Genomic DNA, 13,751 nt, shown 5'->3' with positions numbered 1-13,751 from the left:
CCACGCTGGGCGGGCGGCTTTTTGCGACAATACCCGGTCATTGGACACGCAAGCCGCATCCGGAGCAGCCAGCATGAGCGAACACCCGACCGACGCCCCCGACATCGAACGCGACGTGATGGAGTACGACGTCGTCACCGTGGGCGCGGGCCCGGCCGGCCTGTCGTTCGCGATCCGCCTCAAGCAGCTCAATCCCGACCTGTCGGTCTGCGTGATCGAGAAGTCCTCCACGATCGGTGCGCACATCCTGTCCGGTGCGGTGATCGAGACCGGCCCGCTGGACGCCCTCCTGCCGAGCTGGCGGGACAATCCGCCGCCGATCTGCGTGCCGGCGACCGAGGATGAATTCTGGCTGCTCAGCAAAGACGGCGGCCGCCGCCTGCCGGTGCCCCCCGGCATGGACAACCACGGCAACGTGATCGTCAGCCTGGGCGCCATGTGCGCCTGGCTCGCGCCCCAGGCCGAGGCACTGGGCGTGGAGATCTACCCCGGCTTCGCCGCCGCCGAGACCCTGCATGGCGAGGACGGCAGCGTCCAGGGCGTGCGCATCGGCGACATGGGCATCGCCAAGGACGGCTCGCACAAGCCCGGCTATACCCCCGGCATCGATATCCGCGCCAAGCTGACGGTGCTCGCCGAAGGCGCCCGCGGCCACCTGACCAAGCGCCTGGTCAAGCGCTTCGAGCTCGATGCCGACTGCGATCCGCAGGGCTACTCGATCGGCATCAAGGAGTTGTGGCAGGTGCCGGAGGAGCGCGTCTCGCCCGGCAAGATCGTGCACAGCTTCGGCTGGCCGGCCGACAACCGGACCTATGGCGGCAGCTTCCTCTACCACCTGGACAAGGGTCGGATCGCCCTGGGCTACGTCAGCGGCCTGGACTACCAGGACCCCGGATACCGGCCCTGGGAAGCCTTCCAGCAGTGGAAGAACCACCCCTCGGTGAAGGGGCTGCTGGAGGGCGGCAACATCCTGTCGGCCGGCGCGCGCGCGATCGTGACCGGCGGCTGGCAATCGCTGCCCAAGGTGGAGATGCCCGGCGCACTGCTGATAGGCGACACCGCGGGCCTGCTCAACGTGCCCAAGGTAAAGGGCACCCACCAGGCCATTCGCAGTGGCATGCTCGCCGCCGAGCACGCGGTCGCGACCAGCCTGTCGCCGGTGGGCTTCGACGCGCGGCTGCGCGACTCCGACGCCATGGCCGAGCTGCGCAAGGTCCGCAACATCAAGCCCGGCTTCAAGCGCGGCTTGTGGTTCGGCATGCTCAACGCCGCCTGGGAAACGGTAACGGGTGGACGCTCGCCGTGGACGCTCAGGAACACGCCCGACTGGTCTTCGCTGGACCGGCTCGGCGAGCACGAGCATCCCAGGCGGGACTACGTGGACCGGACCCTGGAACCCCGCGACCGCCTGGCCGGCGTCTACTTCGCCGCCACCGAACACGACGAGGACCAGCCGGTGCACCTGAAGGTCGCCGACACCTCGGTGTGCGTCACCCGTTGCGCCGAGGAGTACGGCAACCCCTGCACGCGCTTCTGTCCGGCGGGCGTTTACGAGATCGTCGAACGGGCCGACGAGGCCGGCAACCCGGCCCGGCACCTGCAGATCAACGCCGCCAATTGCGTCCACTGCAAGACCTGCGACATCAAGGACCCCTACCAGATCATCGACTGGGTGACGCCTGAAGGCGGCGCGGGACCGAATTATCAGAACTTGTAGATAGCTGTGCTCGCTGCTCTCCCTTTTTTCACACAGCAGGTCAGGATCACTGTTTACTGCTGCGACTTCCCGGAAAATGGCGCCAAACAACAGTCCCATGGCGCCAGACGCAGGCAATTGGAAGACGCCTGCGCGAGCAAATGAAAAACCACAGGACCGATTACCCTCTTTCGAAGGCGATTTCACTAGGAAGCGCCCACACAGATCCGTTTTTCGGCGACTCTCTCCTGAGCGCTCGGCGCCGGCTCCGCAGTCAACACGTCCGTCTCACGACCGGGGTTCGTCCGAAGCGAACTTGAGTCGGGAGAAGTCGGCAGCGTGATCGAAAGAATCGCTGTACATGATTCTTTTACATACAAGCTGTCGTCGTCACCGAGTCGTCTTCGCTCCATACGAAAGCCAGCGAGGGCCGACTGTGCCGGCGCCAGCCAAGACCCCTACAGGCTGATTGCGGGACCGAAGTACGTTACCGTCCGGCCACGCCGGGCTGTGCGCCATCGCACCGGGCAAATCCCTGCGTGGCCGAGGAAAGACGCCCCAACCAGGGATCGGGCCGCTCACGTGCATCTACTGCAGGGTCGTCCAATAACTACGGTTGAGGCCATTAAAGGAGTTTTCCCTGAAGGTGGACCTGTTCCCCTTCCAGATTGCCACCCTGCTGTCGACCTTGTGCCAGGCCATGTCCTCAATGCCATCTCCATCGAAATCGCCCGACCCAAGATAACGATAGGTCGTGCTTTGCGCGAGGTTTCGGTATGACATCAATGAAGTGCCATTCATAAGCCAGTACTGGACAGTACCAGTGGGCCCATGCCTCCATACAAGGTCGGAACGCCCGTCACCATTGACATCAAATGCGTCAATGACAGCCCAATCCCGATTCAGGCCATTGAGCGACGCTTCTTTGAAAGTGGAGCCATTCCCCGTCCAGATCGCCACCCGATTATCGACCTTGCGCCACGCGATATCTGCATATCCATCTCCATTGAAGTCACCGGCGGCGAGGAATGAATACGTCTTGCTCTGGGCGAGCGTTCTATAGCTCGAAATCTGCGCGCTGTTCATCAGCCAGTACTGGACATAACCCGACGACAGCTGACGCCAGATCAGATCGGCTCTTCCATCGCGATTGATATCCGCAACGCTCTCCAGACGCCAATCACTGTTCATTCCGCTACGGCTGATCTGCTGGAATCCGGACCCAGTACTCCTCCATATCAACAGCCGGTAGTCCGAGCCTTGCCATATCAAGTCCATCAAACCATCTCCATCGAGGTCGCCCTTGCCGACAAACCTGTAGGAGTTAGAGAGCGCATCGTTTCGATAGGCTCGAATGCCGAGCCCTTGCATATACCAGGTCTGAACCACCCCATTCGGGGCATACCGCCACACCAGATCCGAGAGACCGTCTCCATCAATGTCGTTCCGACCCGCATCAGCAGAAACGGCAGAAGGACGGAATCCGGCGATGATCGAAGCAGTGTTATTGATGGAGCGGGCATTGTCGGCAGTCGCCGAGCCACACGCACGACCACCACATGTGGTCAGCGAGGGGTTCGAGAACACCCTGTAGCTGGCCTGCCCCGAGTCGCCATAAGCCATGATTGTGTAGAAATCACCTGCGGCGGCCGACGTTTTGTAGCCATATGAATAGCTGTAGGCACCCGGCTGGGGGTCGCCGTCATCGTCCTTGCTGGTTTCGATGTCGTGCTGCGAGCCCAGGTTGTGGCCGATCTCGTGAGCGAACGTCTCCTCGCGGCAGAAATAGGTCTTGCCGTCATCACCGGCGTCCTGGCCGTCGCTAACCACCGAGTAAGCGAAGTATTCGTCGCTCGGAGCGATCCCCGTCATGCCGCCGCCGAGCAGCCAGGCAACGCCGCAGCCGTCGTTCTCCGGATCGTTGAACTTGCGCACCAGCGCGACCAGGTCCGCCCCGTAGGTTTCGCGCGCAGCGCGCAGCGCGCTGAACGCGGGATCGGGCGTGGTCTGGGTGGACGGCGCCCGGAAGCCGGTGAGTTTCTCGAGCGCGTCGTTGTTGCTCGTGTTGTCCGGGAACGTCACCTGCATCGAGTGGACGAGGCGCAGCTCCGCATTGATCTGGCTGCTGACGTAGGCCTGGTTGGTGATGTCGACGAGGTTGCGGATACGCGTGACCGCGGCCGACTGCGACCCCTTCGACGACGCAAAGCCATTGGTGTAGCCCACCAGCACGTCGATGACCGTCGTGGCGCTCGTGGTGGCCGCAGCCGACACCGGCGCACTCGCGGCGTGCATCACCTGGCCGGAGGCCGAAGAGGCCGCGACCGGATCGCGCGGCGGGACCAGGAAGTCGGGGCCGTCGGGGTGCGTGGCCTGGTTGCGGATTTCGCCGAGCATGCCCTTGTCGGCCGACACCACCCATGCACGTCCGTCGGCCAGCGTCAGGCGGAGCGGCGGCAGGTCGTTGCCCTGCGGGATGGTTCCGAACGCGGCATCGGGACCGAAGGTGATGACCGCGGTCTGGCCGCTGCCGTCTTCCGCTTCGCCCACCCAGCTCCAATTGCCGTCGGGGTGCTCGATGTGGCGCTGGTAGGCCAGCTTGATCGGGGTGCCGTCGGGCGCCTCGAAGGTCATCTCGCCGGTGGCGATGGCGCGGAATGCATGCGCTTCGCTCAGCTCGGCGGCGTGCCAGGTGTAGGCGCCGGTCTTACGGTCCGGCACGTTGCGCGTGTAGTGCGCCAGGGCACCACGATCGGGATACGCCGCGAACGACGATGCCCTGCCGGCCTGGACGCCGGACGGGGGCGACGGGAGCGCTGCCATGGCGTCGCTCGCCTGCGGTCGTGCAGGGCCCTGGGCGGTCTGGAGTCCGCTGGACCAGTCCTGGCTGCACGCGCACAGCACGAGCGGGATCAACAACAAGGAAAGCTTCTTCATAGCGCACCTGTCCGGATGGATTCACCAACCCGGCAAACCGGGCCGCCCCCTTACGTGAAGGCTGAGTGTAGACGCAGTTTAAGAAGCTTGCCTAGTCGACGCGCGGCTCCCTTGGCAGATTTGAAAAGCGTATCGCGGTGGTTCAGGCAATCCGGCAGCCAGTGGCCTGCTCCAGCGCCTCCCGGGACACGTCGGGCGCCAGCTCGACCAGGCTCAGTCCATTTTCCGTGACATCCATCACGCCCATGTCCGTGATGATGCGGTCCACGACGCCCACCCCCGTCAGTGGCAGCGTGCATTCGTTCAGGATCTTGTGGCTCCCGTCCCTGGCCACGTGCTCCATCAGCACCACGACCCGCTTGACGCCGGCAACCAGGTCCATGGCGCCGCCCATGCCCTTGACCATCTTGCCCGGCACCATCCAGTTGGCGAGGTCGCCCTTGTCGGTGACCTGCATGGCGCCCAGGATGGCCAGGTCGATGTGGCCGCCGCGGATCATCGCGAAGCTGTCGTCGCTGCCGAAATAGCTCGCCCCCGCACGCGCGGTGACGGTCTGCTTGCCGGCGTTGATCAGGTCGGCGTCGACCTCGGCCTCGGTCGGGAAGGGTCCGATGCCCAGGAGGCCGTTCTCGCTCTGCAGCCATACGTCGACCCCGTCGGGGATGTGGTTGGCCACCAGGGTCGGCAGGCCGATGCCTAGATTGACGTAGGCGCCGTCGGTGAGTTCCTGCGCGGCGCGCTGCGCCATCTGATCGCGGGTCCAGGGCATGTGCGGGATCCTTGTCTGTTCGGGGACGGGCGCGGCGCTCAGGCGGCGCGCACGGTGCGCTGCTCGATGCGCTTCTCGGGGGTCGGGTTGTGGACGATGCGATCGACATAGATGCCGGCCAGGTGGACATGGTCGGGGTCGATCTCGCCGACTTCCACCACCTCCTCGACCTCGGCGATGCAGACCTTGCCGGCCATCGCGCAGGCAGGGTTGAAGTTGCGCGCGGTCTTGCGGAAGACCAGGTTGCCCGCCTTGTCGGCCTTCCAGGCCTTGACCAGCGAGACGTCGGCCGTCAGCGCCGTCTCCAGCACGTAGTGCTTGCCACCGAACTCGCGCGTCTCCTTGCCCTCGGCCACGACCGTGCCGTAACCGGTGGCGGTGAAGAAGGCCGGGATGCCCGCGCCGCCGGCGCGCAGGCGCTCGGCCAGGGTGCCCTGCGGGTTGAACTCCAATTCGAGCTCGTTGGCCAGGAACTGGCGTTCGAACTCCTTGTTCTCACCCACGTAGGAGGAAATCATCTTCCGGATCTGCCGGGTTTCCAGCAGCATGCCCAGGCCGAAACCATCGACGCCGGCATTGTTGGAGATCGCGGTCAGTCCCTTCGCGCCTGAATCGCGCAGCGCACCGATCAGCGCCTCGGGGATGCCGCACAGGCCGAAGCCGCCGACCGCCAGCGTCTGGTCGTCGGCGATCACGCCTTCCAGGGCGCTCCGGGCGTCGGGATACAGTTTCTGGCTCGCGCCGCCTGCCGGCGACGCAGCGGGGGTCTGGGACATGGGGCCACTCCATTGAGGGATACCCCCAGTCTAACGCGCCGGGGTGGCCGGACCGAACCGTACGTTGGGGCAATGGCGGGCGCTCAGGATCGTCCGTACACGTCCTCCAGCCGCACGATGTCGTCCTCCCCCAGGTAGCCGCCGGACTGGACTTCGATCAGTTCCACCGGCACGTCCCCGCGGTTGCGAAGGCGATGCACGCTGCCCAACGGGATGAAGGTGCTCTCGTTCTCGCGAAGGTCGAACACGCGGTCGTCGCAGGTCACCTCGGCGATGCCCGACACCACCACCCAGTGCTCGGCGCGATGCGCGTGCTTCTGCAGGCTCAGGGCCGCGCCGGGCTTGACCACGATACGCTTGACCTGGAAGCGCGGGCCGACGCCGATCGAGTCGTAGCTGCCCCAGGGGCGGTAGACCTTGCGGTGGAACAGGTGCTCCTGGCGGCCGGCCTGCTTCAGGCGGTCGACGACGGCCTTGACGTCCTGGACCCGGTCCTTGCGCGCGACCAGGGTGGCATCGGGGGTGTCGACGATGACCAGGTCCTCCACGCCGATGGTGGCGACAAGGCGGCGCTCGGAGGCGCGGACCAGGCTGCCGCTGCTGTCGACCGAGATCACGTCGCCCTCGTGCAGGTTGCCGTCGTCGTCGCGCTGGGCCACCGCCCACAGCGACGACCAGGACCCGATGTCGCTCCATCCGCAGCTGACCGGGACCACGGCGGCGCGATCGGTCTTCTCCATGACCGCGTAGTCGATGGAGTCGTTCGGGCTCGCGGCGAAGGCCGCTTCCGGCACGCGGGTGAAGTCGAGGTCGCTTTCACGCGATTCGTAGGCCGAGCGCACCGCCGCCAGCATGTCGGGGGCATGCCGTTCCAGCTCCTCGAGGTAGCGCGCGGCACGAAACAGGAACATGCCCGAATTCCAGGCGTAGGTGCCTTCGGCGACATAGCGTTCGGCGGTCGCCAGGTCGGGCTTCTCGACGAAACGCCCGATGCGGAAGGCGCCCTCGCCGAGAGCGTCGCCCCTCAGGATGTAGCCGTAACCGGTCTCGGCGTAGTCGGGGGTGATGCCGAACGCCACCAGCCAACCCTGGCCGGCCTCGACCAGCGCGGTCTCCACCGCGGTCCGGAACGACGCCTCGTCCTCGATCAGGTGGTCGGCCGGCATGACCAGCATGGTCGCGTCGGGGTCGCCCGCCGCCACGTGCATCGCGGCCAGCGCGATGGCCGGCGCGGTGTTGCGCGCCACCGGCTCGAGGATGATGCCGCCGCTGTCGAGTCCGATTGCCTGGAGTTGCTCGCCGACCATGAAGCGATGGTCGTCGCTGCACACCGTCACTGGCGGCTGCGCGCCGTCGAGCCTGCTGGCGCGCAGGAGGGTCTCCTGGAACAGGGACCTGTCCCCGATCAGGGACAGGAACTGCTTGGGCTGGTTCTGGCGCGACAAGGGCCACAGGCGTGTGCCGCTGCCGCCGCTCAGGATTACCGGATGAAGCATGCGTCGCTCCGCAGGACAGTTCTGGGAAGGTTAGTCGATCTCAATCGGCGTGAGCCATCGGGAATCCCCGGCGGATGCAGTAATGTTCCGGTCCACGCTCGAGCTGTCGTGCAGCCCCTGCCATCCAACCAACGAACGGAGCGCTGATTTGAGGACATTCACCACCCGTGCCCACGGCATGCACCTGCGCGCCAGCGATTTCGGTGGTCACGTGCTGTCCTGGATCGCGCGGGGCCGGGAACAGTTGTTCTGCGTCCCGACCGAACGGATGGCGCCGGGCGTTGCGATCCGGGGCGGCATCCCGGTGATTTTCCCCCAGTTCGCCACCAGGGGCAGTGGACAACGCCACGGCTTCGCGCGCCTGCTGGGATGGGAGCCCGGCATGCTCGATGCACCCGGCACGCGCTCCTTTGCACTGGTGGACTCGGCGGCGACGCGTCGCGCGTGGCCGCATGGCTTCCGGCTTGGACTCGAAGCCAGGCTCGCGCCGGATCGCCTGACGGTGTCGCTGGAGGTGCGCAATACCGGCTCGGATCCGTTTTCGTGCACCTTGGCCCTGCATACCTACCTGCAGGTCGAGGATGCCGCGAAGGCCCGCCTGGAAGGCCTCCAGGACCACGCCTACATGGATGCCACCCGCGACGACGCCCAGGGAAGCGACCCGGGTCCGGTCACCTTCGAGCGTGAGATCGACCGCCTTTATCCGGGCGCGACCCAGCCGCTGCGCCTGGCCGAGGAAAGCCAGCTGCGGGAGATCCGGATGACGGGGTTCAGGGACGTCGTGGCGTGGAACCCCGGCCCCTCGAAGGCATCGGCGATTCCCGAACTCGAGCCGGGCGACCACAGGCGCTTCGTGTGCGTCGAGGCGGCGTGCGCCGCCACGCCGCTCCTGCTTTCCCCGGGGGAGCGCTGGCGCGGCTCCCAGGAAATCGTGCTGCTCGAGCCGCCCGGCAACCCCGTGGCCTAGAGCCGGTAGGTGCGCTCGCCGGCGGGGAGGACCCCCTTCACGTCGAACACGATGCCATCGGGCTTGACCAGCGCGCCGACGTCGAGGGTGGCGGCCGGCCCCACGAACTCCCGGTGCGGCACGGCCAGGATCACGGCGTCGTATGCGCCCGCGGCGGGTTCGGCGACGAGTTCGATGCCGTATTCGTGCGCAGCCTCCCCGGCCTTCACCCAGGGGTCGTGGACATCGATGTCGGCATGGGTCCCGCGCAACCCCTCGATCACGTCGACGACCTTGGTGTTGCGCAGGTCGGGGCAGTTCTCCTTGAACGACAGCCCGAGGAACAGGATCCTCGACCCGACCACGTTGATTTTCGCGCGCGCCATGTGCCGGAGCACGCGATCGGCCACGTACTGCCCCATCTCGTCGTTGATCCGGCGAGCGGCGAGGATCAGCTCGGGGTTGTAGCCCAGCATCGTCGCCTTGTGCGCCAGGTAGTACGGATCCACGCCAATGCAGTGCCCTCCGACCAGGCCGGGGGAGAACGGCATGAAGTTCCATTTGGTGCCCGCCGCGGCCAGCACGTCACGGGTATCGATGCCGATGCGGTGGAAGATCCGCGCCAGTTCGTTCATCAGGGCGATGTTGACGTCGCGCTGCGAGTTCTCGATCACCTTGGCCGCTTCCGCCACCCGGATCGAGCTGGCCTTGTGCGTGCCGGCAAGGATCACCGCGCCGTACAGCGCGTCCACGAAGTCGGCCACTTCCGGGGTCGAACCGGAGGTGACCTTCATGATCTTCTCGACGCTGCGCTCCTTGTCGCCGGGATTGATCCGCTCCGGGCTGTAGCCGCAGAAGAAGTCCTCGTTGAACTTGAGTCCGGAGGCGCGCTCGAGCTCGGGAACGCAGACCTCCTCGGTGACGCCCGGGTAGACCGTGGACTCGTAGATCACGATGTCGCCGCGCTTGAGGATCCCGCCAATGGCCGCGCTGGACTTCATGAGCGGGTCGAAGTCGGGCTTCTTCGCCAGGTCGACCGGCGTCGGGACCGTGATCACGTAGATGTTGCAATCCGACACCCCGTTCAGGGAGTCGGCGAACTCCAGTCCCGGGGCCGAACGCAACTCCGCCTCGTCGACCTCCAACGTCCGATCCACGCCGGCCCTGAGCTGGGCCACGCGGCCGGCATCGATATCGTATCCGACCACCTTGAACTTCCGCCCGAACGCGACGGCGAGCGGCAGGCCGACGTAGCCCAGTCCCACGACGCAGATCCTGGATTCATTGATTGGCTTCATTACGTTGTCTTCTTCCATTTTCTTGGGTAAGCCACAAGGCGGCCCGTGGATGGCGCGCCGGGGGCGCGGCTTGGCCGGTCTCGAAGCGCTCGGCGGGAGCGCGGGCCTCGCGGAGCGCGCATTCTAGCAATGTGCGGGCCGGGCGAGGCCATGTCCTCGATCAACTTGGGACGGCGATTACGCTAGACTATCGGGTCATGCACCCGAGCATCGGTGGCGCCTTTCCCGCCCTACCGTTCAGCTTCCAGTCTGGGACCCCACTCAATGAAAATCCTCGTCGGTTACAAGCGCGTGGTGGACTACAACGTCCGCATCCAGGTCAAGCCGGATGGCTCCGGTGTCGTCACCGATGGCGTCAAGCTGTCGGCCAACCCCTTCGATGAAATCGCGCTGGAAGAAGCCCTGCGCCTGCGCGACAAGGGCGTCGCCACCGAGGTGGTCGTGGCCACCATCGCGCCGGCCGACGCCCAGGCCCACCTGCGCAACGGCCTGGCCATGGGCGCCAACCGCGCCATCCACGTGGTCAGCGAGGGCGGCATCCAGTCGCTCACCGCCGCGCGCGCCTTCCTCAAGCTGGTCGAGAAGGAGCAGCCCGACCTGGTGATCCTGGGCAAGCAGGCGATCGACGACGACGCCAACCAGACCGGCCAGATGCTCGCCACGCTGTGGGGCCGCCCGCAGGCGACCTTCGCCAGCAAGCTGGACGTCGCCGAGGGCAAGGCCACGGTGACCCGCGAGGTCGACGCCGGCCTGGAGACCCTGGAGGTCGACCTGCCGGCCGTGGTCACCACCGACCTGCGCCTGAACGAGCCGCGCTTCATCAAGCTGCCCGACATCATGAAGGCCAAGAGCAAGCCGATCGACACGATCGCGTTCGCCGACCTGGGCGTCGACGCCGGCGACACGCTCAAGACCACGAGCTACGCACCGCCGCCCAAGCGCAGCAAGGGCGTCATGGTCAAGGACGCGGCCGAGCTGGTCGCCGCACTGAAGCAGAAGGGGTTGCTGTAATGAGCAAGGTACTGATCGTCGCCGAGCACCTGGACGTCAAGCTGAACGCCTCGACCGCCAAGTGCGTTTCCGCCGCGCGGGCACTGGAGCCCGACGCCATCGATGTCGTCGTCCTCGCCGCCGACCCGGCCGCCGTCGCCGCCGAAGCGGCCGCGATCGAGGGCGTGTCGAAGGTGCTGGCCGTCGCCCACGAAGCCAACGCGCATGCGCTGGCCCAGGTGCTGGCGCCCCAGGTCGCCGGCCTCGCCGCCGGCTACAGTCATGTCTTCGGTCCCTCGACCACCTTCGGCAAGGACCTGATGCCCTGCGTGGCGGCCCTGCTGGGCGTGGCCCAGGTGTCGGACGTGATGGCGGTCGAAGGCAGCCATACGTTCAAGCGCCCGATCTATGCGGGCAATGCGATCATCACCGTGGAGGCCCCGGCCGACCACGCGGTCGTCGCGACCGTGCGCACCGCGTCCTGGCCGGAAGCCAAGGCAGGCGGCAGCGCGCCGGTGGAGGCCGCCTCGGTGGAGGCGACCCTGCCGACCCACACCCGCTTCGTCGGCCTGGAGGCCGGCAGCTCCGACCGCCCCGACCTGCAGAGCGCGAAGCGCGTGGTCTCCGGCGGCCGCGGCGTGGGTTCGGCGGAGAACTTCAAGATCATCTACGACTTCGCCGACAAGCTCGGGGCGGGCGTCGGCGCGTCGCGCGCCGCGGTCGATGCCGGGTACGTGCCCAACGAGATGCAGGTCGGACAGACCGGCAAGATCATCGCCCCAGAACTCTATGTTGCGATCGGCATCAGCGGTGCCATCCAGCACCTGACCGGCATCAAGGACGCGGGCACGATCGTGGCGATCAACAAGGACGCCGACGCGCCGATCTTCGAGATCGCCGACATCGGTCTGGTGGGCGACCTGTTCAAGGTATTGCCGGAACTGGAAGCGGCGCTGGGCTGAGCACGGTCGATGGCCGCCAACAAGAAGGTCCTCGTGGTCTTCGGCACTCGGCCGGAGGCGATCAAGATGGCGCCCGTGGTGCGGGCTCTCAGGCGGGTGCCCAGCATCGACACACGGGTGGCCGTGACCGCTCAACATCGGGAGATGCTCGACCAGGCGCTCAAGCTGTTTGAGATCCAGCCGGATATTGACCTGGATCTCATGCAACCTGGCCAGGGACTGGACGCTCTGTTTGCCTCCGTGCTGACGGGTGTGGGCGATGTCATTCGATCACTGCGACCCGACAGGGTGCTCGTGCATGGAGATACGACAACGACATTGGCAGCGGGGCTTTCGGCCTTCCACGCCAAGGTACCTTTGGGTCATGTGGAGGCAGGCCTGCGCACTGGCGACATGTGCGCGCCGTGGCCCGAGGAAGCGAATCGCCGGCTGGTCGCCCCACTGGCGGACCTCCATTTCGCCCCCACAGAAGGCGCGCGCGCCAACCTGATCGGTGAGGGGATCCACCCCGGCACCATCTCGGTGACCGGTAATACGGTGATTGATGCCCTTCTATGGGCGCTGGATCGACTGCGCGACGATCCCGAGGCCAAAGCGCACTTCAAGGCACGCTTCTCCTTCCTCGACCCGAATAAGCGTCTGATCTTGGTGACAGGACATCGACGCGAAAATCTCGGTCCAGGCTTCGAAGAAGTATGTTTTGCGCTACGCTCAATCGCCAAACGTAGCGACGTACAGATCGTGTATCCCGCGCACTTGAATCCCAGAGTTCGGGAACCGGTGGAACGCTTGCTCTCCAACACGCCCAATGTATTCCTGATTGCCCCGCAAGATTACCTGCCTTTCGCCTGGCTCATGCAGCAATCCCATCTTCTGCTCACCGACTCGGGTGGCATTCAGGAGGAGGCGCCCGCCTTGGGCAAGCCGGTCCTGGTCATGCGGGAAGTTACCGAGCGTCAGGAAGCGATCGACGCAGGTACATCGCGCCTCGTTGGCACCGGGTCTTCACAAATCTCAGAAGCCGTTGCTCAACTGCTGGACGAGCCCGATGTCTACCAACGGATGGCGTCAGCCTCGAATCCATATGGCGACGGCATGGCATCCGCTCGGATCGCGGAGCTTGTCAGCACGCATTGAGCCGGCATGTTTCACTCAAGCTAGCGCAGGGACCGCCCCCACCAAGCGCCGCCCCCTACCTTCTGAATCCATTCTGACGCGGAGCCCACCCAACCATGACCAGCGCTTCACGGATCCAGAACGTATTCGTCTTGTGCACTGGGCGCTGCGGCTCGGTGACTTTCGCGAAGGCCGTCGGCCACATCAACAACTTCACGGTGGGCCATGAATCCCGAGCCAGACTGATGGGGGCGGACCGGGCCCATTACCCCCTGCGACACATAGAAGTCGATAACCGCCTGGCCTGGTTCCTGGGGTATCTGGAGGAGCGATACGGTAACGACGCTTTCTATGTGCACCTGAAGCGCGATCGCGATGCCGTGGCTCAAAGCTTCAACCGCCGCTGGCACATGCGCTCTTCGATCATGAGGGCGTACTGCGAAGCCATCTGCATGACCTCTCCCAAAGATCCGCTCGAGGCTTGCTATGGCTACATCGATGCGGTTACGAGCAATATCGATGCGTTCCTGAAGGACAAAACCCACGTCATGCCGTTTGAGATGGAGCAGCATGCAAGGGACTTTCCCGAGTTCCTTCAACTAATTGGCGCAGAGGGCAACCTTCAGGCTGCGACCGCGCTATGGGAAAAGAAGCACAATGCAAGCATCGAATGATGCTGAGCAACCTCCCATGTCGCGTGTCCGGGGCAACATTCCCCCACTCTAGAACCCCCTCTCGAGCTCAAGCCCCCTGACGGAGCTGCGG

The 13,751-nt window shown here is 65.5% G+C and carries 11 protein-coding genes; 6 read left to right on the top strand and 5 right to left on the bottom strand.

Going from position 1 to position 13,751, the window contains the following annotated elements:
- Positions 1-73: 73 nt before the first annotated feature.
- Positions 74-1,717 carry an electron transfer flavoprotein-ubiquinone oxidoreductase gene (locus H4F98_RS00490; RefSeq protein WP_182684710.1) on the top strand — a complete coding sequence of 548 codons (1,644 nt, stop codon included), beginning with the start codon at positions 74-76 and terminating at the stop codon, positions 1,715-1,717.
- Positions 1,718-2,284: 567 nt separating this feature from the next.
- Here the strand turns inward: H4F98_RS00490 and H4F98_RS00485 are convergent.
- The 4 genes from H4F98_RS00485 to H4F98_RS00470 form a co-directional block, all read right to left on the bottom strand.
- The gene (locus H4F98_RS00485; protein WP_182684709.1) at positions 2,285-4,633 is read right to left on the bottom strand and encodes a reprolysin-like metallopeptidase; all 2,349 of its coding nucleotides are present in this window, start codon (positions 4,631-4,633) and stop codon (positions 2,285-2,287) included.
- 142 nt (positions 4,634-4,775) lie between these two features.
- The gene (locus H4F98_RS00480) at positions 4,776-5,402 is read right to left on the bottom strand and encodes a CoA transferase subunit B (RefSeq protein ID WP_182684708.1); all 627 of its coding nucleotides are present in this window, start codon (positions 5,400-5,402) and stop codon (positions 4,776-4,778) included.
- Positions 5,403-5,440: 38 nt separating this feature from the next.
- Complete coding sequence (locus tag H4F98_RS00475) at positions 5,441-6,178, bottom strand: CoA transferase subunit A (protein ID WP_220479025.1); 738 nt, start codon at positions 6,176-6,178, stop codon at positions 5,441-5,443.
- 83 nt (positions 6,179-6,261) lie between these two features.
- Complete coding sequence (locus tag H4F98_RS00470) at positions 6,262-7,674, bottom strand: mannose-1-phosphate guanylyltransferase/mannose-6-phosphate isomerase (RefSeq protein WP_182684707.1); 1,413 nt, start codon at positions 7,672-7,674, stop codon at positions 6,262-6,264.
- Positions 7,675-7,822: 148 nt separating this feature from the next.
- Between H4F98_RS00470 and H4F98_RS00465 the strand changes: the two genes are divergently transcribed.
- Positions 7,823-8,641 (top strand): D-hexose-6-phosphate mutarotase, encoded by an 819-nt coding sequence (locus H4F98_RS00465; RefSeq protein ID WP_182684706.1) that lies wholly within the window; start codon positions 7,823-7,825, stop codon positions 8,639-8,641.
- Here the strand turns inward: H4F98_RS00465 and H4F98_RS00460 are convergent.
- Positions 8,638-9,918 (bottom strand): nucleotide sugar dehydrogenase, encoded by a 1,281-nt coding sequence (locus H4F98_RS00460; protein WP_182684705.1) that lies wholly within the window; start codon positions 9,916-9,918, stop codon positions 8,638-8,640. The two genes, H4F98_RS00465 and H4F98_RS00460, sit on opposite strands and share 4 nt — an antisense overlap.
- A gap of 264 nt (positions 9,919-10,182) precedes the next feature.
- Between H4F98_RS00460 and H4F98_RS00455 the strand changes: the two genes are divergently transcribed.
- From H4F98_RS00455 to H4F98_RS00440, 4 genes are all read left to right on the top strand, one after another.
- Positions 10,183-10,929, top strand: coding sequence for an electron transfer flavoprotein subunit beta/FixA family protein (locus H4F98_RS00455; protein ID WP_182684704.1), 747 nt, complete (start codon positions 10,183-10,185; stop codon positions 10,927-10,929).
- Positions 10,929-11,870, top strand: coding sequence for an electron transfer flavoprotein subunit alpha/FixB family protein (locus tag H4F98_RS00450; protein WP_182684703.1), 942 nt, complete (start codon positions 10,929-10,931; stop codon positions 11,868-11,870). The genes H4F98_RS00455 and H4F98_RS00450 overlap by 1 nt, the downstream gene beginning before the upstream one ends.
- A 9-nt stretch (positions 11,871-11,879) precedes the next feature.
- A complete protein-coding gene (wecB, locus tag H4F98_RS00445; protein ID WP_182684702.1) occupies positions 11,880-13,007 on the top strand; it encodes a non-hydrolyzing UDP-N-acetylglucosamine 2-epimerase in 1,128 nt (375 codons plus the stop codon).
- A gap of 95 nt (positions 13,008-13,102) precedes the next feature.
- Entirely contained in the window at positions 13,103-13,660 is a 558-nt protein-coding gene (locus H4F98_RS00440; RefSeq protein ID WP_182684701.1) for a hypothetical protein, read from the top strand.
- Positions 13,661-13,751: the final 91 nt, after the last annotated feature.

The sequence above is a fragment of the Marilutibacter spongiae genome (assembly GCF_014145325.1).
In the GTDB taxonomy this organism is placed as follows: domain Bacteria; phylum Pseudomonadota; class Gammaproteobacteria; order Xanthomonadales; family Xanthomonadaceae; genus Marilutibacter; species Marilutibacter spongiae.
This window is presented reverse-complemented; position numbering and strand designations above follow the sequence as displayed.